This window comes from Halovenus rubra (assembly GCF_026586665.1).
Taxonomy (GTDB): domain Archaea; phylum Halobacteriota; class Halobacteria; order Halobacteriales; family Haloarculaceae; genus Halovenus; species Halovenus rubra.
Genome location: NZ_JAODIY010000018.1, coordinates 37425 through 57050 on the forward strand (window position 1 = coordinate 37425; position 19626 = coordinate 57050).

Annotated in this window: 13 protein-coding genes; 4 read left to right on the plus strand and 9 right to left on the minus strand. The window is 53.3% G+C overall.

The features are described from left to right. The first annotated feature begins 38 nt into the window (after positions 1–38). Genes N5098_RS14750 through N5098_RS14765 form a run of 4 tightly spaced genes read left to right on the plus strand, consistent with a single transcriptional unit; the run spans position 39 to position 7655 of the window. A complete protein-coding gene (locus tag N5098_RS14750; protein WP_267638653.1) occupies positions 39–1223 on the plus strand; it encodes a DNA repair exonuclease in 1185 nt (394 codons plus the stop codon). Then, complete coding sequence (locus N5098_RS14755) at positions 1220–4489, plus strand: AAA family ATPase (RefSeq protein WP_267638654.1); 3270 nt, start codon at positions 1220–1222, stop codon at positions 4487–4489. Before N5098_RS14750 ends, N5098_RS14755 begins: the two co-directional genes overlap by 4 nt. Next, entirely contained in the window at positions 4489–5775 is a 1287-nt protein-coding gene (locus N5098_RS14760) for a DNA double-strand break repair nuclease NurA (protein WP_267638655.1), read from the plus strand. Before N5098_RS14755 ends, N5098_RS14760 begins: the two co-directional genes overlap by 1 nt. Next, complete coding sequence (locus N5098_RS14765; RefSeq protein ID WP_267638656.1) at positions 5775–7655, plus strand: ATP-binding protein; 1881 nt, start codon at positions 5775–5777, stop codon at positions 7653–7655. Before N5098_RS14760 ends, N5098_RS14765 begins: the two co-directional genes overlap by 1 nt. 99 nt (positions 7656–7754) lie before the next feature. On the opposite strand, the gene N5098_RS14770 is transcribed toward N5098_RS14765, so the two are convergent. The 9 genes from N5098_RS14770 to N5098_RS14810 form a co-directional block, all read right to left on the minus strand. Continuing rightward, on the minus strand, positions 7755–9272 hold the full coding sequence (locus tag N5098_RS14770) for a hypothetical protein (RefSeq protein ID WP_267638657.1): 1518 nt from the start codon (positions 9270–9272) through the stop codon (positions 7755–7757). Continuing rightward, on the minus strand, positions 9269–10519 hold the full coding sequence (locus tag N5098_RS14775) for a hypothetical protein (protein ID WP_267638658.1): 1251 nt from the start codon (positions 10517–10519) through the stop codon (positions 9269–9271). The genes N5098_RS14770 and N5098_RS14775 overlap by 4 nt, the downstream gene beginning before the upstream one ends. Positions 10520–10911: 392 nt before the next feature. Next, on the minus strand, positions 10912–11193 hold the full coding sequence (locus N5098_RS14780; RefSeq protein WP_267638659.1) for a hypothetical protein: 282 nt from the start codon (positions 11191–11193) through the stop codon (positions 10912–10914). Between the two features lie 374 nt (positions 11194–11567). Then, positions 11568–12731, minus strand: coding sequence for a hypothetical protein (locus N5098_RS14785; protein ID WP_267638660.1), 1164 nt, complete (start codon positions 12729–12731; stop codon positions 11568–11570). Between the two features lie 67 nt (positions 12732–12798). Next, positions 12799–13533 carry a hypothetical protein gene (locus tag N5098_RS14790; RefSeq protein WP_267638661.1) on the minus strand — a complete coding sequence of 245 codons (735 nt, stop codon included), beginning with the start codon at positions 13531–13533 and terminating at the stop codon, positions 12799–12801. Between the two features lie 453 nt (positions 13534–13986). After that, positions 13987–16518, minus strand: coding sequence for a hypothetical protein (locus N5098_RS14795; protein ID WP_267638662.1), 2532 nt, complete (start codon positions 16516–16518; stop codon positions 13987–13989). A 271-nt stretch (positions 16519–16789) separates the two neighbouring features. Then, positions 16790–16951: a hypothetical protein gene (locus tag N5098_RS14800; protein WP_267638663.1), complete on the minus strand. Its 162-nt coding sequence runs from the start codon at positions 16949–16951 to the stop codon at positions 16790–16792. 203 nt (positions 16952–17154) lie between these two features. Continuing rightward, positions 17155–18240, minus strand: coding sequence for a hypothetical protein (locus N5098_RS14805; RefSeq protein ID WP_267638664.1), 1086 nt, complete (start codon positions 18238–18240; stop codon positions 17155–17157). A 1-nt stretch (position 18241) separates the two neighbouring features. After that, positions 18242–19339 carry a hypothetical protein gene (locus N5098_RS14810; protein ID WP_267638665.1) on the minus strand — a complete coding sequence of 366 codons (1098 nt, stop codon included), beginning with the start codon at positions 19337–19339 and terminating at the stop codon, positions 18242–18244. Positions 19340–19626: the final 287 nt, after the last annotated feature.

Sequence of the window (19626 nt, forward strand, 5' to 3'; positions counted from 1 at the left end):
GTACCCTCCGCTGTCAGGTTACAATAACCCGGATACCAATGACCAAGATCCTCCATCTAAGTGACACGCATCTTGGAAATCGACAATATGGAAGCGACACTCGCAGAGACGACTTCACACGCGCTTTCGAGGCCGCCATCGACCGCGCACTCGAAGAGAACGTCGACGCAGTCATCCACACCGGCGACCTCTTCCATCGCCGAACACCGTCACTCCCTATCGTTACAGACTGTATCGAGATTCTCAGAAAGCTCGCTGATGAGGACATCCCGTTCTACGGGATCGTCGGGAACCACGACCGGAAAATGGATCAACAGTGGCTCGACCTCATCCGCGAAACGGGGACCGCAAAGCGCCTTGACCAAACGCCGACGATAGTGAACGATGACGTCGCCATCTACGGGATTGACGCCGTCACCAAACCGGCATGGCACGCAGCAGACTTCACCCTCGAAGATCCCCCGAACCCTGACGCGTTCCGACTGCTGGGCATGCACCAACTCTTCGAGCCGCTCGTGCCCGAGTTCTACGCAGATCACGACTTGACCGACGTCCTTGACCGGGTGGACATCGATATTGACGCACTCGCGCTCGGTGACTACCACAAGACGGAGAGCCGCATTGTCGAGGGTGTTCCAGCGTGGTATGCCGGGTCAACTGATCGATGTGCGACAGACGAAATCGAACCGCGCACCGTCAGTCTCCTCGAAATCGAAGACGGGGATCTCGACCGCCGGGAGATCGAACTTAACACTCGGGAATTCGAGTCGATCCGCATCGAATTCGACGAGGATGACAGTCACGGGTTCGCCCGCGATGAACTGGACCGGCACCAGCTCGACGACAAGGTCGCTATTGTGAAGCTCACGGGTGAGCGGACGCCCGTCACGTCAAGCGACGTGTACGATATGGCGATAGACAAGGGCGCGGCAGTCTGTAAAGTGGATGATAGTCGCGGCCGCAGACAACTTGACTTGGAGGACGGACCGCAGGGGGATATCCAGAGCGCTGATAAGCTCATCGAGGAGAAGCTCGCTGACCAGAACCTGAGTGACATCGCCACCGACATCGAAGAGCGGGTTCGCACAGACGACGATCTTGCCCAGACAGCCATCGATGATACGATGGAAGAACTAATCAAGGAGGCCCAGGCGGACGCCTTCGACGAGCGGGACGTCGACCCTGACCTCGATGACGCGGACGGGGAGGTGAGCGGCGAATGAAGATTAAAGCGCTCACGCTGCAGAATATTCGAAGCTACGAGGATCAGACGGTCGAATTTCCCGATGGAACCATCCTCATTCGCGGTGACAATGGTGCCGGGAAAACGTCTCTCCTGATGGGGATCTTCGGCGGGCTGTTCCTCTCGAAGATTCGGAACGTCGGAACGAACGACTTCAATCTCGATGATTTAGTCCGGCGCGGTGAAGACAAGGGCGTCGTAGAACTGGTCTTCGAGATTGACGGGACAGAGTTCACGGTGACCTGGGAGTTGTACACGACGAGCACCCAGAACAGTGCGACGTTGGACTCCGAGTCGTTCTCGGATCCAGTAACCGGTATCGAAGACGTCCGGGAAGAGGTGATTGGGTTACTCGGGATGGATGAAGACGACTTCTCCAGTTCTGTCTACGTCAAGCAAGGCGAAATCGACCGTCTCATCGAAGCAGGTGACCGCGCGGAGATGATCGACAGCCTCCTCGGATTAGACGAACTTGACGAGCACATCGAACGGATGAAAGCGGCACGCCGCGGTGCCGGTCGCGTCCAAGACCAGAACAAAACGAGTCGGGAGAACTACCAAGAGGACCTCGATGACATCGGGAAAACGGAAGCTGAGTACGAAGACGAAATCCACTCGCTCACCGACGACATCGCCAACCTCGAAGCAGACATCGAGGAAATCGAGGAGTTCATTGACGAGCTGAAAAACCACCGAACCAGCATCAAGAGCGACATTGAGGACTACGAGGACCTGCAGGAACGCAAGGACGAGAAGCAAGAACAGATCGAGGAGACAAAATCGAAGCGGGCTGATCAACAGTCCACCATCGACAAGAGTGAGACCACCATCGAGGAGGCACAGGACGAGATCGACACGCTCGAAAGTGACATCGAAGCCCTCGATACAGCGGTCGAGTACGACCTGAATTCTGCAGAGAGCGCTGAGGACGCGAACGAAGCCGTGCAGGAATCCTTCTTAGAGGCGACGACGGAACGCAACGATTGCGAGAACGACCTTCAGAACGCCCAAGAAGAACTGGACCGTCTCGAAGACGGCCTCTCTGAGGCCAAGACCGAGCGTGAGGACCTCATAGAGGAGCGTGAGGACCTGCAGTCGGGTTTCGACGACGCTACTGACCGTCTCACCGACGCGGAAGCAGAACGAGACTCGCTTACGACTGAGCGGAACGAGAGCGTGGCTGCGTTCCTCCCCGCGGTTGCTGATGGGGACGAGGTCACAGATGACCACGAGGAGGCGGTCGAGGCGCGGCTTGCAGAGCTCCGCGACGAGCGAGAAGACGTGACCGCGACCAAGCGGGAAGTCACGACGAAGCGCGACCGTGCCGAGGAGGACCTCGAAACAGCGCGTGCGGAACTGGAGACGGCAACTGGTGACTTCGAGGAGGCAGAGTCCGACCTCGAAACGGTGCAGTCCGAACTGGCGACTGCTAAAGATGAGCTCACGGCTGCCGAAGCGGAGTTCGAAGAACGTGTCGAGGCACTCGCAGACCAGGCCTCTGAGTTCGACGTGGAAGTCACATCTGAGAACTTAGACGAGCTTCGTGACACGGTGGTCCCGGAGCTCATCGAGGACACCAACGCGGACCTGAACGACATCGGGAACGCGGTCACGGAGCATCGAAACGACAAGCAGCGCTACGAAGAGGACCTCGCGGAGATCAAGGAACTCGGTGCGCAGGATAAGTGCCCGAAGTGTGGGCAGACTGTTGAGGACGCGCACATCGAGAGTGAGGTTGAGGAGCTGGAAGCTGCGATTGCCGCTGCGCAGGAGGCTGTGGAAGACGCCCAGGAGACTGAGGTGGGCCTGCAGTCACGGAAAGATGAGTTGCAGGCGTTCCGTGAGGACTTGCTGGACACGATTACCTACCGTGACGAGACGTTGGCAACGGCACGAGACGAGGTGGAATCCCTTCGTGACGAGGCGGACGAGCTGCAGTCCCGTATTGAGGAGTTGGAGGACACTATCCAGGACCACGAGTCCACCATCGCAGACTTAGAGGCAAACATCGATGACCTCGAAGAGCAGGAAGCAACGCTCGATGCGGAACTCTCTGAGGTCAACGACGCCATCGAGACTGGGGAGGATGTCTTAGACGCGTTCGAGCAGGTGGCCGACCAGCAAGAAACGGTGGCCGATCTTGAAGACGAGATTAGCGATATCGAGAGAGACATCGAGGACATCAACGACGATCTCGCGGACGTTGAAGAGGAAATCGAGGGACTGGAAGGCACTATTGAAGAACAGGAGACTGTCGTTGGTGACTGTGAGGCCGCGCTTGAAGCTGCCGAGGAGCGCGTCGAAGAGGTCGAAGCTGTTCAGGAAACCGTTGAAGACGCGGTTGGGAAGCACGATACCATCAGCGAGTTACGGACGACGATTGAGCAGGAACAGCAAGCCATCCAGCACGCTCGTGATCGGATTGACGACCTCAACAGTCAGATCGCTCGCCTCCAAGACGAGAAGGAGGATATCGAGGCGCAACTCGGCGACGAGGATGTAGAGGACCTACGTGAGGACTTGGAGCGCGTCAACACACGGATCGAGCAGCGCCAGGAGACGCGCGACGAGTATCAAGACGAACTGCAGGAGACACGTGACGAGCGTACACGGCTCGAAACGGAGCTCACCTCGCTGCGTGAGACGAAAGCCCAGATCGAACTGTTCGAGGACAAAGAGCAGTGGGCAAAGGAGGTTTACGACGAACTTGATGCGGTCATCTCGGTCTACGAAAGCACGAAATCCGATCTCCGCGAGCAGTACCTCGCCTACATCAACGAGTACACGAACGACATCTTCAAAGAGATTTACAAGAACAGTAGCTACCAGCAGGTCATCATCGAGGAGACGTACGACGACCGGCGGGACAGCTACGAGTACGACATTCGGCTGCTCCGTGACGACGGGACAACCGAAGACCCGAGCAACGCGAGCGGCGGCGAGCGCGCAATCGTGAACCTCGCGCTGCGCGCGGGGATCTACAAACTCATCGCCGAACTGCACGGTGGGAACCGCGGGCAACTCCCACCGTTCATTCTTGACGAGCCGACGACGTTCCTGGATGAAGGACACGTCGGGCAACTCGAACAAATGCTGACGACCATCAAGGAGTGGGATGTCCCGCAGATCATCGTTGTCTCCCACGATGAAGCCCTCATCCACGGGGCTGATCACGAATGCCACGTGACCATCGACGAGTCGGACAACACGAGTCAGATCACGATGCGTACCGCGGGGGCTGATTGATGGACACGAACGCACTCAGCATCGTCGAAGACATCTTCGACCACATTGACACGAACATTCCGCGCGATGTCACCCCACAAGCCAACTACGCCCGCCGGCTCTTCGAGCACCTCTCACAGGACGGTGGACGCGTCACCACACTCGGTGACCCGACCTACCAGAAGACGCGGATCGACGAACTCGGCACGTGGACCGGCGACCCGTGGGGGACACCGACCTATGGGCTCGATGCCAGCACCACTCGCCCGTTGGAGTTCAACAACGGACTCATCGTGGACACCGCGTACGCCAAGCTCGGCGTCGCCGGCGCTGACACCGATAAGCGCATTGAGGAGACCGGCACTGTCGAAACGGTCGTGTACCTCGCAGACAGCGAAAGCACGCTCCACGCCGAACAGTTCGAAGCCGATCGCGTCACCGGCGAAGTCGTGCAGTTCCCACCGACAGATCGCTCTGCGACTCTCTCAAAGTCAGTTGCCAGCGCCGCGCAAGGCCTTGCGGAGAGTACTCACGCCGCGACTCACGTTGACGATCTTGATGGCTTACTGTTCATCGACGGTGCAGTCTACCCGCTTGGCATCCTCTACTGGGTTCTTCTTGACCAAGTCGGCCGCACTACGCCCGCCGGCGCATGGGACAAGCCCGCCGAGATCATTCGGAACTACATCGACGTCATCGACACCCAGTACGAACACGGGTATCCAGTCATCGGCGTCGTGAAGACCTCCACGATCAGTCAACTCCTCGATGCCCTGGACGCGAAACTCGCCGCGAATCACGTGACGAACGACCACGGTGGACAGCTCGATGTCCCGTGGACACGCGACCATCAGTTCGTCGCCGAAGTGTTACGCGACGACAGCCTCGAACACCTCACGTACACGTCATGGTTTGTCCACAAGCAAGCCCCTGTTGACGGGCAATCGTTCGAACTCCTAGAACCGTACAGCGAGAGCCTATCACACGGAGACCCCGCCGACTACCGGCGAGCGTTCTTCTACGTCCGACTCCCGAAAACCGGTGACGTACTCCGCGTGGAAACACCGCGGCTCATGATCAACGACGAACAGACCCGCAACCAGATCCAGTACAAAGTTCTGAAAGAGATTGCGCAGACCCAGGACGTCCCACAGGCCGTCGGGCGCGCCGACCGGATCGCCCGGATCAGCCGTGACAACCGTGACACGATTCGGGACTTCCTTACGACCGCCGACTACGCCCACGACTACAACTGGGACGGCCGCTGGAACGACATCGAACAAGCACCCGACACCCAACTCCAATAATGAGCGACAACACAGACGACATCCTCGACCGCGATCCCGTCAGTAACGACGAATCAACGAGTGCCGACACCGGTACCGACGAACCCACCGATAACGAGACGGACACTACAGACAGGGAGACGGACGATCAGACCACCGTCCCAGAAACGACGGTTCCGAACTCGCTGACTGACGCCGACGAGGACGAACTCGGACACGTCGTTGCCAGTGAAGAAATCCACGTCACGCGTAGCGAGTATACCGTCAACGCGTTCGTAAAAACCGACTGCCGTGATGACGTCCGCGTCGGCGATTACGTCCAAATCCCATACCCTGGGTCAGACCCAACCGAGCAAGCTGACGAACTGTTCGCCGTCGTCGATGGGCTCCGATACGAACCCTACACGGAACTCGACGACAAATCGGACACCCACAACCGGATCGCGTCAGTCCACGCCCTTGACGAGACAGAGTTCGTCCTCGTCGCCGAACTCGAACCCATCGCCATCATCTCCTCAACCGACGACGGACTCGAACGCAGCATCGTCAACAAAATCCCGAAACCCAACACGCCTGTCGCGTTCTCCCTTGACGAAGAGTATCTTCGCACCGGCCTCAACATCCCACAAGACGGTGTGTTCGCCGGGTACCTCTCCGTCGGCGGTGACCGTATGACCGTGGACGGCGACCCGCTCCCCTACTTCATCAACAACCCCGGCATTGACCCCGTGACCGAGGACGTTGAGTCCGGCGAACCCGCAATCTTCCGGCACACCCTCGTCGCCGGCTCCACCGGGAAAGGGAAAACGCACTTCACGAAAAACCTGCTCCGACAGTTCGCTACGGACAAGCGGTACCCAATAGAAAACCACCAGACCGGCGACACCGAATACAGCCGCCTCAACCTCGTCATCCTCGATCCCGAAAACGAGTACTCCGAAATGCGGAACGGCAACCCCGAACTTCGTAACGAGGACGAACTCGTTCAGCGGCTCGAACGGCAAGGCATTGAGGTCGGCGGTATCGATAACTTCGAGACGTTCATCCCCGATATCGGGAACACAAACGCTCCCACAACCGGAGAAAGCCGGAACCTGACGATCCCGTTCTCTCTCGTTGAACACCGCCCGCAACTCCTCATGCCGTACACACCGACGGAAGTCACGCGCGGAGCCCTCGAAAACTGTATCGACGCCTACTTCTCCGATACTGACACGCCAACGTACGACGGCTTCCTCCAATACCTCCGTACCAACGAAGATTCAGAAAGTCCGCTCCGCCAGCGGTACAACATCGAAGACGGCACATGGAGCGCGATCATGCGCCGCGTCACCGACGCCGCCTACCGCGACGTCTTCGACCACGGCACGAATCCCCTCCCCGACGTATCAAACGCCGTGTTCCGTGAAGGCCAGGTCACTGTCGTCCCGACCAGTCACCTCCACGGCGCAAAAGAAGAACTCACCGTCCTCTCCATCCTCTCCTACATCATCGACAACAAAATCGACGACTACAACGTCGATCCCAACGTCAAGGATACCCCGCTCCTCGTCGCCGTTGACGAAGCCCACAACTACGTTTCTGACCCCGACACTCTCCGGGAACAATACATCGTCAACCGCGCTCGTGATGCCGTCAAACAAGGCCGCAAAGACAAACTCGGCCTCTTCATGATCACGCAAAACCCCGAAGACATCGACGGCGACATCCTCAAACAAACCAACACCAACATCTTCCTCGGTCTCCGCGAAGAAGTCATCACCAAAGTCCCCTCCATCCCCCGCGGCTACGAACAAGACCTCCAAAAATACGGCAAAGGCCAAGCCGTCATCAAAGCCCCAGACGTCGAAGCTGTCGAAGTTCTCGGCCTTCCCTACTGCCTCACCCAACACAGCAACTGAGAAGCCACCTAAAGCGCTCTACACGATCATTCAAACTTGTTATTGCACACTGGAACCGCCCACAGCGTGTATAGAGATAGGTACTGAGTACTGTGGTGTTCACTTATCAAGTCGTCTCATCGTCTCTCGAAGAGATTCTGAATCAAGACCGACTTGGGGCGGTGATTTTTTCGCCAACGCATCTTCGAACAGCCGTTCAACATCGTCAACTGTCACGTCAAAGAGCGTAATCTCAGTAGAGCCAAGCGATGGCCAGTTTTCAGGTTCCATGTCGTCGTGCTTCTCCTCATGATACTCTCTGAATTCTGTCTCCGAAATATGATCAGTATCTTGCTGAAGCAACCGATTAAACTCCAAACGGAGAGTCTGCTGGATCTTTTTTGCTTCAGATTTGTTATCGCGTACTGCCCGGTACAGTTCGATCAGAGCGTCAGCACGAATCTGAATGATCGGTGCGCCGTTCATGTAACTGGCGTCACTGTACTGTTCAGCTAGCTTTGATGCGAAACCTTCCAGATCACTCGCATCCATTCTTGGAGAAATGAAAATGAAACCAGCAAATGAATCAATCGGGAAATCCTCCTCGATCATCTCAGAATTTTCTCGGATCAGTCGAGGATACTTCGTCATGTTTCGCTGATCGCTTGCGCTTAGGTCGTATGGCTCTTTCTCTGGAATTGAATACTTGGCATCCCAGAGATACAATCGGCCAGTACCATCGACTTGAAGACATAGAGTCCCGTCCGGAAATTCTAGCCCGCTTTCCGTGGTCCCGAAGAGTTGAGAGGTTCTGAAGCAATAATTGAAAAGAGTATTGACGATGTATTCAAACACATCTTCATTGATTCGATCTATATCTCCGACTTCCTCTCTGTGATTCTCGTACAATTGAGCAGCAATGCGTGCTCGCGTATCGAGATCGGTGAGCTCCCCGATATGGCACGCTGACTCGATTAAGTCTTGGAGCTTCTCTATCTGTGCATCCGATTCCATTTGATATAGTTCTCCGAATTCGATGAACGGCAAATTGAGTTGCTCCATATAATTCCGGTTCCCGACCCCATTGCCAACAAGAACAAAGAATGCTTGTCGTCGGTAGAGTTTTATCGTCTTTACAACTGGCTCTGGAAGCCTGGTCGTACAAAGATGAACATCAACAGTATCTTGAATGGGTTCTCTATCTCGGAACCCCTGACGCTTTATTCTCAGGACCTGACCGTTGAATCTGTATCCTAAATATGTCAGTGACTTCTTCTGAGCAGAAAAAATTGATTCTATTTTCTTAGATTCGCTCTGGATATAGTTCCGAACCTCATCGAAGTCTGTCTTGAACCGAAACTGGGTTTTTGGCCTCTTTTTACTGAGATCGATTTGACGTCCACAGTCGCACGATACAATTCCTGCGTCCTGCTGTGCCTCTGTAACCTCTATGGCTCTATCACACCCCTCAATTTCTGCAATTTCAAAATCATCGTCCTCACGCGAGGTACACTCAATGAGAGTAACCGGCACCTTGGACCCGAGTCCAGCCTCCTCAAGTTCATCCAGCTGATCTTCTAAGCCCGGTCCATTCCCCTCAAACGACGGGTCAAGAATATCGTCGATAGAGACACTCATTCTGATGAAACAAAACAAGGAGTGATATCTAGGGCCTCCTCCATATCGTGTTCAAACTCCTCACGTTCGGTATCAGAGATACCAGCAGCTTGGTACCGGACGTACCATTCATAGTCATTCCCCTCATCCTGACGGGGAAAAATCGTATAGGTCGTGTCGTCTTTTTCGATTGCGATATGTTTGACCCTCCGCATTTCGGTAAAGAATTGATCGCTCGTCGTTTGCAGGTCCTGAATAGCCGGAAGCACCCTTTCACCGTTGGTTCGTAACTTCACAGTGGGGTTATTCGTCAGCTTTGAATCACCAGTGAGTATCCCCGTCACGACGTATTTCCCTACATTCTCAACATTTTCAATAAGGTCTATCGGGGAGATTCCATCGAAATGGTCGTGTGGCTTACGCTCTTCAGCCCTCTCGAACTCTACGTCTGTGTCATGATACGCACCGGCCAATGATGTTCGAACCGTCCCCGCCGTCGATTTCTTCTCAGTATGAATCTCAACCTTGTCGTCAACGAACTTAGAAACGACATATTCCGCTTGCTCTACTTCTTCGTTCGTCGTGGTTTGGGTATCTACCGCGTCACGGTAGTGCCGCTTGATCGTCAAAAAATGACTACCGCCATACTGGAATGAATGCCACTCTTGCGCGTCTCGACTTGACGTTTCTAGTACATCTTCGACATCTCCTACAGTGAGATCATCAATCGGATTCGAAGGAGGGTTGTCAGCTTGGCCGATTTCACGAGGCTTGGGGCGATCAATATGATCAAGCGTAAAGATACTTTTCAGTGACTCCTTGTCATACAAATAAATGAACATACACTTGCTGACTCTCCGGTTCTGCTTATCAAGTGAATCATAGAGGTCCTTGTACCCCGAATCTACGTCCCCAGCAATTTCATTGTAGTAATAGTCGATATACTCCTCTTTTACCCCTCTCGTGAATCGATAGGCTGCGTACATACACTTTAATCCACCAGAGTCCATTGAATCGATAAGATCGAAAGTCTCCTCCTTACTCTGCTTCACTTGATCACGGTCAGACTCACCCTCCACCTGCTTCCAAGCGATTCGCAACGCGTCTTTGCTAATACTCGGACTAGCCGCCCGGTGTCGAGCATCACCTCGAATGTCCTCATCAGTCCAATTATTGTCAATAATCTCGCCCGGAACTTCGAGGTTTACCCAGTCTGACGGCTGATACGAGAGCGTCGTGAGAGAAGAAGTAGTTTGACTTGAAGACATGATTTGTAGTGTATGTGTGATAATGATAAACGTTGCGTGGTATTCATCTCTTCAGACTTAACTCTATGACTACTACTCAAAATGAGATCTATCACACTATCAATCTTCACAGTCACGAACTTCACCAGAAAGTTATGCTCGGCGCTAGTAGCGATGTTCCGCGATTATGTTTCGTGTTCAACGACGACATCACTCTGGGAGAGGGGGTTTGGCTACCTGTTCGGTAACTAGTTCGATACCGGGGAAAATTTAGCTGGGACTCCAAGAGTGCTCTTGGGCGAACGAGTTCTACGACCCCAACGGATAGTGACTCTCAACTCTCACTAGATCTGCTGCGAGACTCCAATTTACCAGTAAGAGCCCGCACGAACGATGGTAGTGTGAGTAACCGCTTAGTCGTCGTTTGACTGGCTCTCTTGGAGATCTGCGATGAGCTGGGAGGCTTTCGACGCGACATCGTCGTACCCACCTTCGATAGCCAGTCCCGCTGTTTGTCCCATCGCCTTCTCCATATGCCCTCTGTAGGCCCGCACGGAATCCACAGTGCCACCAGCACGGAACAACGCACCTCGCGGCCCGCCTAATTCCATTCCTTTCTGTTCTTCTAACTCTGCGATGATTTCTTTTGCTTCGTCGAGCTTCTGTACTCGAACGCTTGCGTTTGTCTGTTGCATTGGTTCGACCCGAACAGGTTGAGAATCTACCCACTTTTAAAACTCTGCCTCATAGCCGATTCAGACCCCAGATAGAACACAAACATCTGGCTCCAACTACCCCAACGATAGAAGAGACGACACGTGAAATATCGAATACACCCGTTACAGCGCCTGGTGTGGACGAACTCTTGAATTAGTGTTACAGAACCTGTATTTGCGTCCGAAGCTTCCCAGACCAGCGAGGCCAACAATGGAAACTACGGAATCGCTGTACAGACCACACGTGAGGGTGTTGATTGGCGGCTGTCCAAGCGGACGCGAGAAGTCTCCAATACCACCACCGACGGTCCTCTGCAGAAGGAGGGGGTACCACCTGACACCACGCAGCAGCATCACTCCTCAATCAACGGGTTGATTGTCCGTTCGATAAGTGCGTCCGTCAACTCCTGGTCGTGCCGGATGCATACCAGATCGATATCGTGCTCGTCGCACAGTTCCTTCTTTTTCTGGTCACGCTCCTGCCGCTGTTTGAGGCCTTCCTCGCCACCCCAGTGCTCCACTGCCTCGTAGTGCTGGATTCCCTGATATTCAATCCCGACCTCGGCTTCTTCCAGAAAAATATCTAACTCCAGTCCGTCGAGAAAGTCCGGTCGGTAGTGACGCTTGATGGTGTGATCAGGATAGTTCGACTCCACGATCTGGTAGAGGATGGTCTCGCTGGTCCACCGGTTGCCCTTCTTGTAGTGGCCGAACGCCTGCCGAACCTCGTTCTCGACAGTGTCCATGATCTCCTTGCGCTCCGCCTGCAACTGGTCCTGCAGCTCCGCAAAATCCTCGGCTTCGTCGTCGGGTAGTGGATCCATCTCTTCGTAGGGCTCCCGAACCTCGCGGATCCGGCGGTACCGCTCCTCCCGGTCAATATCATCCGGCAATTCGTCCCGGACCTCGTCAACCGCTTCCTCTTTCTGCTCCCGGATTTCCCGTTCGCGTTCCCATTTCTTCTCTTGGAGGCGTTCGAATCGGTCAATGCGGTCCCGGAAGCCATCGTCCACGATGTCGGCGATATCTTCGGGGAGGGCATCGTGGAGATAGTCATTTCCACCGCAGACTCCGTATTCATACTGTTGCTGATTGACATACCAACCGTGTTTTTGCATGAAGACAGTGCCGTACATCTCGTGACAGTACTGATATTCGGGGACAACGCCATTGCAGCGGTGGCAAAGCTGGTCGGCAAAATTGAGGTCCTCAATAACGGCATCCGGTGAGTCAACATCCGTATTAGGGACTTGGTCAAGCGTATCCTCCGGAAATTTCCGACTGAAAATGTTCTCAACTGAGGGGGTACGGCCAGAGACAGCAGGATTCTCCACCTCACACCGAATATAGTTCCGAATCGCGTCCTTCGCACAGCTGCAAAAATGGAGGTCGCCATCCGGCTCTGGTTTGAAGCCGATGAACACACCGTAGTGAGCGGGGTACTGAACGATCGGATAAGGTAGTTTGTCCTGCCGGTTTTCACGGCCGGGATCCACGACGATAGGGTTCTCCGCCATAGATTGTCGTTATCAACTAACAGAACGAGGTTTCAAAAACCCATGTCTCAGCATTGCTTGAGTGATCTTAGTCTACGAGCGTCACCTCCACTCCATATTCCAGATGCGGTGTTCGTCGGCTACGGTGATCTCTGATCGCGTCATATAACACCTCTACGTAGATGTCCTGAAGGGTCGCTTCGACGTCGTCACTCACATCACCGGTGACGTGCTCGTCAATGAACCACGTTGCCGCCCTGTCTGCTTCAATGTAGATGGCTTCATCTTCGTGCGCGGTCCACGCAGTGCGCCCGGTCCATCCAGCATGCCCTTCGTAGAGCCTCTCTTTGACGACTTGTTCCGACCCAGTCAGCCATCTGGTTACGAGGTCGTCCGCGACCTCCGTGACGTTTCGGACAAGGGCAGTGAACGGTTTGACCGGTTGCCCAACCGTTTCGTGAGTGTCGATCGCGTCAAGCGCTTCACTGCAGATGCGGTCAGCGATGAGATCCCGATCAAGTTCCAACGCTTCAACTTGAAGAGTTTCGCCGTGATCTTTGACTGCAACGCCGCTTCCGCCGCCGACTTCTGACCACGTTTGAACCGCGATCCACTCCTCGCCTGTTCTGATGAGGTGGTCAGTCACGCTGTGACTGGAGTCGTGGTCATGGTTATGAGCGCGAACGGTGACGTCACAGTCCTTCACTGGGTGATCGTGTTTGAGAGCTTCCCTGGCTTTGTCTTCTACCGTTTCAAGGGCCACGTTCTTCTCGGTGCCCTGATCTGTGCTTTCACCGACTTCAGATGCGGTTTTTCGTGTCATTAGTATCGCGTGCTGTCCGCTGATCGTACTGCTAACACGCGACGTCCGACGACGCGCTGGCCTCGCGTCGGCAAGAGTCTATGATACCAGGGATTGCGGTATCGAATTAGTGTACCAGAGAGGGTCTATGCATCGTCAGCTTGTAGATGCGGGGGATTCTCGGGCGTCGCTTAATTGCTCAAAGGAACCTGAAAGGTATAAACCCTCGTCCGCTTGACGTGCAGCGATCACGACTTCTCGCTCAGCAGGACACGCGTGGAGCGAAGTGCGGACTATTTCTAAGTTCCCTCACTACGTCACCGGTCGTCACGCAACACCCACGGTTTCGCATCAGAGTCGTACTCGCTGATCTTCCTGCTGTGACTGCGTGTCTCCGCGGCAAGCACGCCGATAGTGGATCGGAACTTCTTCAGCTAGAGTAGTTAGGGTGGTTCGGCAGGGGTGGAGAATGGCTTACGGGAAGATATCTTGCTCCATGAAGTCGCGCAGGGTGCTGATGTCAAGTGAGCTCCCTGTCGTATGCTCGTCAAAGTTTTCGAACAGCGCCCCAGCGTCTTCAACAGTCAAGTGGACATAGAACTCATCATCCACGTCACGATGATAGTAATTACCGTCGTTTAGAATCAGATAGAACTGCTCATAGAACTCCTGGATATGTCGTTTGATTGCCTCAACGTTTTCGTTGAAGCCGATGTGAAGTCCGAGAAGGAAGTCAACATGCATTAATACTGGAATTCCATCCCAACTCTGCATCTTGTTAATACGTTCGGCGACACGTGAACCAAAATTGCCGGGCTCGGCGTTAGTAATCACGACAAAGTTTCTGAATTGCGTATCAGATGACTGAACATCAGGAGAATCCTTGATACGATGGATATAACCGCGGAGATCCTTAGCTTCTGAAGCATCGATACTCAATTCGTCAGAAGTAGTGAACTTTCCATCCCACGCAAAAGACCGGAAGAAGCGCCCCTGACTCTTAGAAAACAGGAGTTCCGCAAACCCATCTGGGAGATTCCCCCGTCGTTTCGTACCCCACTGCTCGGCATTCGTGATTATCTGATTGATAAGATGGAAGAGTTCCAGTTCGAAATCCCCGCCTACGTAGTCTTCGGGGTTCTCAACAATCTCCTGTAGTTGGTCATACGCGTCAGCGGCGGTTCGTGCAGCACGCTGCTCAGTAGCCCGTGCCACCTCTTCGATGTGCTGGGTGATATAGTCATCCGACAGCTCGTCATCGAGATACTTGTCGATTATCTCGCTCAAATCCAGATACGTGGCGAGGACCTCCCCCATCAACCGCTGATTTTTGACTGTGCCCGGATTCAGCAGTGTCACCGGATTAATACTCCTGTACAGGTGATCGATGGACTTCGGAGTGATGCTCACTTCCGGGGTATTAATCAGCACATGGACAATATCGCCTTCATGACGGACACGACGGAATCGATATTCTGTCCGGTATATCTTCTCTGTTTTCGTCCCTAGGTAGTCCAGTCCCTCGTCTGCAAGCCGATTTTGAAAGAAATTCAAAACGCCGCGACTCGACAACGTCACCTTCTCAAACTCCGCGAAAACAACTAAATCGCCGCCACATGCTGGACAGGTATCGTCCTCCCGCTGCTCATAGATTTCTTCACAACCTTGACACTGCTTCCGATCGACAGAGTGCGTGTTGACCACGCCGAGTTCGGCGAGATCATCAATCAAGTCTTGATACAGATTATTCTGTGTTTCATAAGTAGGCGGATTTTTGAGGATAAAGGAGATTACCTGCTTCCTCTCTCCGGTCACCCAGTGTAAGGGTATTTCCTGGTCAAGCGGAATTCCAAACCGGTCTTGGAACGTATCCCGAATTCTGCCAGAGAGATCACCTGAGTGTGTCTTGATATCTGAATCAAGTCGAAGAATATTCTCATCAGTTTCAATATCGACGTGTACCCGAGCGTCAACGCCATAGGCGTTAAACCAGAATCGGCGAATGTTCAGGATGCTTGGATTAACGACATCTTCAGCGAGCGCTGAAACGACATTTCGTATTTCAGTGTCGTAGGATTTTTTGGAGACCGTAAGCGGTACTGACGGAGTTGTCTCCGTCCGCCGAAATTCGACGTTCAGCAGCCGGATTTCGCTTCCCTCCGCGTCATCGTCTAATTCACGGAGAGACGACTCGAACTGTGCCGCATCGACAGCCATCTGATTTTGAACGGCATCAACATTCACCAACGAAATAGCGAAAATCTCCTCAAGCTTTTCTACAAGCGTGTCACGGATTGTCTGATTGTTCGCAATAATCTTGACGACGCCTTCCTCCTCTTTAACCTCTACAAAGATGCTTCGTAGGTTACGACGCCGTTGAGCGCCGACAACGTCACGTCGATCTCTATCAGAGGTTTGACGGTCGATTGCAAAGATGGTCGAATTCATAAAGGAGAGTTCGTTTCGGTCTTCATATCTGAAATGGCCGGTGTTCATACGGCGTGATAGGGTAACCTGGATTTTCCGAAAGTCATCATCAAAACGATCGATATAGTCATCAGGAAGGTCGTTTTCGACACTGTATGTCCGTTCATTCTTCGCATCGGACCACTCCTTATAAAGCAGCGATTGATAGGCGAAACTCTGATTCCCATCTAGGAACGCTTGAAGCAGATATCGATATTCCTCATCCTCCTCAACCTCGTCTCCATATCTTCCTGCCATTTCCCGTAGGAGCGTGCGTTTATCGGCAAGAAATCGGTAGAGGGTGTAGAGTGTAACTGCCTCCGCTTGATGGGACACAATCTCTGATTGGAGATTGTCTGTCCCATCGTCGATATCCAGAAGCTCACGAATAACATCTAGCGTATCAGAATCAAGATTATCCAGGAGATCCTCAAACTTCGATTTGTATATATCGTCCCATCCGTCCTCATACCGTGGCCGATCAGCGGGGACATCCCTCAATATGGTATCGGGGTTTAACTGGGCTTGAACCGCTGCCATGCGGCTTGAGACGAAGGGCAGTCTTTTATTGTTTTGGCTCTACGTGATGCGGTCTCTATCACTATCCAGAACACAACGACCTCGAATTGTCGAGACTCTGGAAAGCAATACTGAACAACGACCGATCACAGTCATCTCGCGGTCAACAAACAGTAGATGACTGATCAAGGCGATAGCTGCTTCCAGCTGAAGCTCTCAGGGAGCGCTTGAATTCAACTTATTTGCGATCCGGATCAATATCACTCACGTCTCACCCGTCTTCGCGCATTATCTACGGCTTCGCATCTGGGGCGTACTCGCTGACCTTCTCGCTGTGACTGTGCATTTCCGCGGCAAGCACGCCGATATGCTTGAGTTGCTGCACGAAATTGAACAGGACGTTCGTTCGAATAATGTCCTTCCAGACGGCTTCCTCCTCGTAGATTCGGGACACCTAGCCGGCCTCGATTAACTCTCGGGCTCGCGTTCGGCCTGCTTGCGTGCAGAACGTATTTAGGAGAGACAGAAGAGTAGAGTTTCGACATCAGGAAACCTGTTCCCCCTCGCAACCCTGTCGGTATCCAAGGAGTGAGCGTATACACCCAAGTGCAGGTTCTACTTTGACTTCTAGTGTACTCCGTGCATTATTCTAACTTATCAGAAGTCATCAAGTTGGCTTTGCTTGCCGAGCTCTGCAACAATACGCTCCTCACACGCATCTCTTAACTGGTCCTTCATTCCCTCAATCCGCCAGTCTACCCACTTGTTTTCGAGTGCTCGTTCAAGATCGTCTTTAGCGGTATAATTGGACACGATCTTGAACTCTGCTCGATCATCATCCCATTCAGACAAGAAGTTGAGGTGTTTCCCTGATTCGATGAGCTCATCGACGATTTCTGAGATGCGCTCCTCGGTGTAATTCAACGCACTATTCGAAACGTACTCCTTGATATCGTCACGGTCAACACACGGGTATCGATCTTCAACTCGGCGAGATTGTATGACAACACGTAGACGGTCTACAATGATGGAAGTCGGTAGAACATCTGCCTGCCCGAAGCTCGTGGTCACCCGATCCAGTTCGCTGTTCAGAGACGAAATGTCGTGAGTATGTCGGCGGTCAAGCTCTTCGAGCATAGCATCAGGGTCGTCAGATTCCAAGTTGTCAGGAAATGACCCGGGTCTTGCCTGCCGAATCCACAGCGTATCGGAGTGAGCATCCACGACCCACGTAATGAATTCCACACCGGTCTCGATAATCTCCTTCGCAATCTTATCACCGTGATTGACGTATGTCGCTACCACGAACTCCATATGGTTGATATCGCTTCCGAGATACTCCTCTTCGATGTATTCCTTGTGATCCTCTGCTACTTCCTTTCGTTCTTGAATTTGGTTTACAACAGTGGCTGCGCTATCAGGTATCGAAGATTTCGCTTCGCCGAATATCACACTACCGTCAAGATTCCAAAGTAAGAAATCGAAGTTTGGAACATCGAGTTCCTCCAGCGGCTCAGCGGTGATGAACTTGTATCCAGCAGGGTTTCCTTGTGCGAACGGGAAGATTGAGTAGCTGATGAGTTTGCGATGATGGCGTTGAACGTCGATCTCCTCACGGAGGGTTTCACGTTTTGACTGCTCCGGGAACTCTTGGAGCTTATGATGGACACACTTGCCGTATAGCCCACGGTATTTCGTTTTTTGACCCTCTGGCACCGACTCTGGAGGGTCAACGTTCGTCATATTATGCCGCGGTCTGAGATTCGTAGAGCTTCATTTTCGCCCCACCATCCAACATCTGGATTACTGCGAGATAGAACTCAACGAGAGACGGGAACGAGCAGTTATGCTTCGGAACGATCCGCATCGATTCCTCAGTCGCACTTACGTTGAAAAGCGACCCTCTATTTTCGTCAGTCACCTGTGCAGAGAAGTCCAGCGATCCGGCTTGTTTCGTGACGTCGGTGAAGCTGAAGTTCAGATCATCGCTATTCTTGGTACCCCTGATGAAACTCTCGGCTTGCATCAACGTCACTGGGTGATCAAAATCTATTTCGCCAGAACTCACCTCCGGTACTTGGAGTTTCAAGTTTCCCGGCTCCACCTCACGCTTCTCGAACTTGATCTGATTCGCCACATCGAGCAATTCGAGAACGTTCACGACAACCTCGCTGAGCAGTTCGAACAGGATGTTGAAGCTTTCCTGATTAACGGTCTCTAAAGTGAACTTGCCAGAGGTGTCGATCCTGATGGAGACATTCTCGTGTTCGTATTGAATACGGGTCGGGACAACACCGTACTCCTCGCGGAATTCGTCGAGGCGGTCACGGCCGTCGATGCCTTTGTATTCGATCTCTCGATCAACGTCCGGTCGGGTTCGAGCGTCCGCCAGACTCGGAACGCGCTTTGATTTGAACTCGGAGATCCGCATATCATCGTAGCTACTGAGGACGATCTCGTTCATCGTCTGGAAGTCCTCAGTCATAATCGGCATCGGTGACAGGCAGTCACTGTGCTCTGACACCGGACGCAAGGCTTGTCGAATAGCCTCCTCGGTTTCGGCAGTGAGCACCATCTGGAGATCGTCCTTGTACTCCCCGACGTAGAATTTAGCTGGCTGATCTGCACCTTTCCTATTCGTATACTCCCCGACGAACTTCGTCATCCCGCCGAGTTCCTCGGTCTCGTAATGCTGGTCAAGGTAATCGCGCCAGCCGTCATCTGAGAGGTATAAGAACGATTTGATGCGTTGTCCATGATATCCCTCTAGGACAGACTCTGGCGAGTCGAAAATAACCCGACAGAACTCCTTGAGATTGTATTGACCTTCAGGGATATGCATAAGCGAACCTCCGACAACGCTGTTTGTTGAACATGGTATGCCTGACCGTATATTAGTTCCCCATCCTCGGTGAAAGTGAACCGTCGATTCCGACCGATTTGCTCTCCTGAGTACTACGCTTGGTTCGGGAAAACTCTTATGCGGGAACTGCCCCAGCTAGAACCGGCCTAACTGGAGACTCCAACGATGACCTTCCAAGAACAACTCCGCTCAATAGAAGAGCGGTATGACGTAAGCGAGAGCGAATATGCCCGGGAGCTTGGGCGCACCGTCGCGGATCTTCAGGA

Bases quoted from the DNA above. Each gene is read 5' to 3' on its own strand.
- N5098_RS14750 (WP_267638653.1), top strand. From the start codon at position 39: ATGACCAAGATCCTCCATCTAAGTGACACGCATCTTGGAAATCGACAA.
- N5098_RS14755 (WP_267638654.1), top strand. From the start codon at position 1,220: ATGAAGATTAAAGCGCTCACGCTGCAGAATATTCGAAGCTACGAGGAT.
- N5098_RS14760 (WP_267638655.1), top strand. From the start codon at position 4,489: ATGGACACGAACGCACTCAGCATCGTCGAAGACATCTTCGACCACATT.
- N5098_RS14765 (WP_267638656.1), top strand. From the start codon at position 5,775: ATGAGCGACAACACAGACGACATCCTCGACCGCGATCCCGTCAGTAAC.
- N5098_RS14770 (WP_267638657.1), bottom strand. From the start codon at position 9,272: ATGAGTGTCTCTATCGACGATATTCTTGACCCGTCGTTTGAGGGGAAT.
- N5098_RS14775 (WP_267638658.1), bottom strand. From the start codon at position 10,519: ATGTCTTCAAGTCAAACTACTTCTTCTCTCACGACGCTCTCGTATCAG.
- N5098_RS14780 (WP_267638659.1), bottom strand. From the start codon at position 11,193: ATGCAACAGACAAACGCAAGCGTTCGAGTACAGAAGCTCGACGAAGCA.
- N5098_RS14785 (WP_267638660.1), bottom strand. From the start codon at position 12,731: ATGGCGGAGAACCCTATCGTCGTGGATCCCGGCCGTGAAAACCGGCAG.
- N5098_RS14790 (WP_267638661.1), bottom strand. From the start codon at position 13,533: ATGACACGAAAAACCGCATCTGAAGTCGGTGAAAGCACAGATCAGGGC.
- N5098_RS14795 (WP_267638662.1), bottom strand. From the start codon at position 16,518: ATGGCAGCGGTTCAAGCCCAGTTAAACCCCGATACCATATTGAGGGAT.
- N5098_RS14805 (WP_267638664.1), bottom strand. From the start codon at position 18,240: ATGACGAACGTTGACCCTCCAGAGTCGGTGCCAGAGGGTCAAAAAACG.
- N5098_RS14810 (WP_267638665.1), bottom strand. From the start codon at position 19,339: ATGCATATCCCTGAAGGTCAATACAATCTCAAGGAGTTCTGTCGGGTT.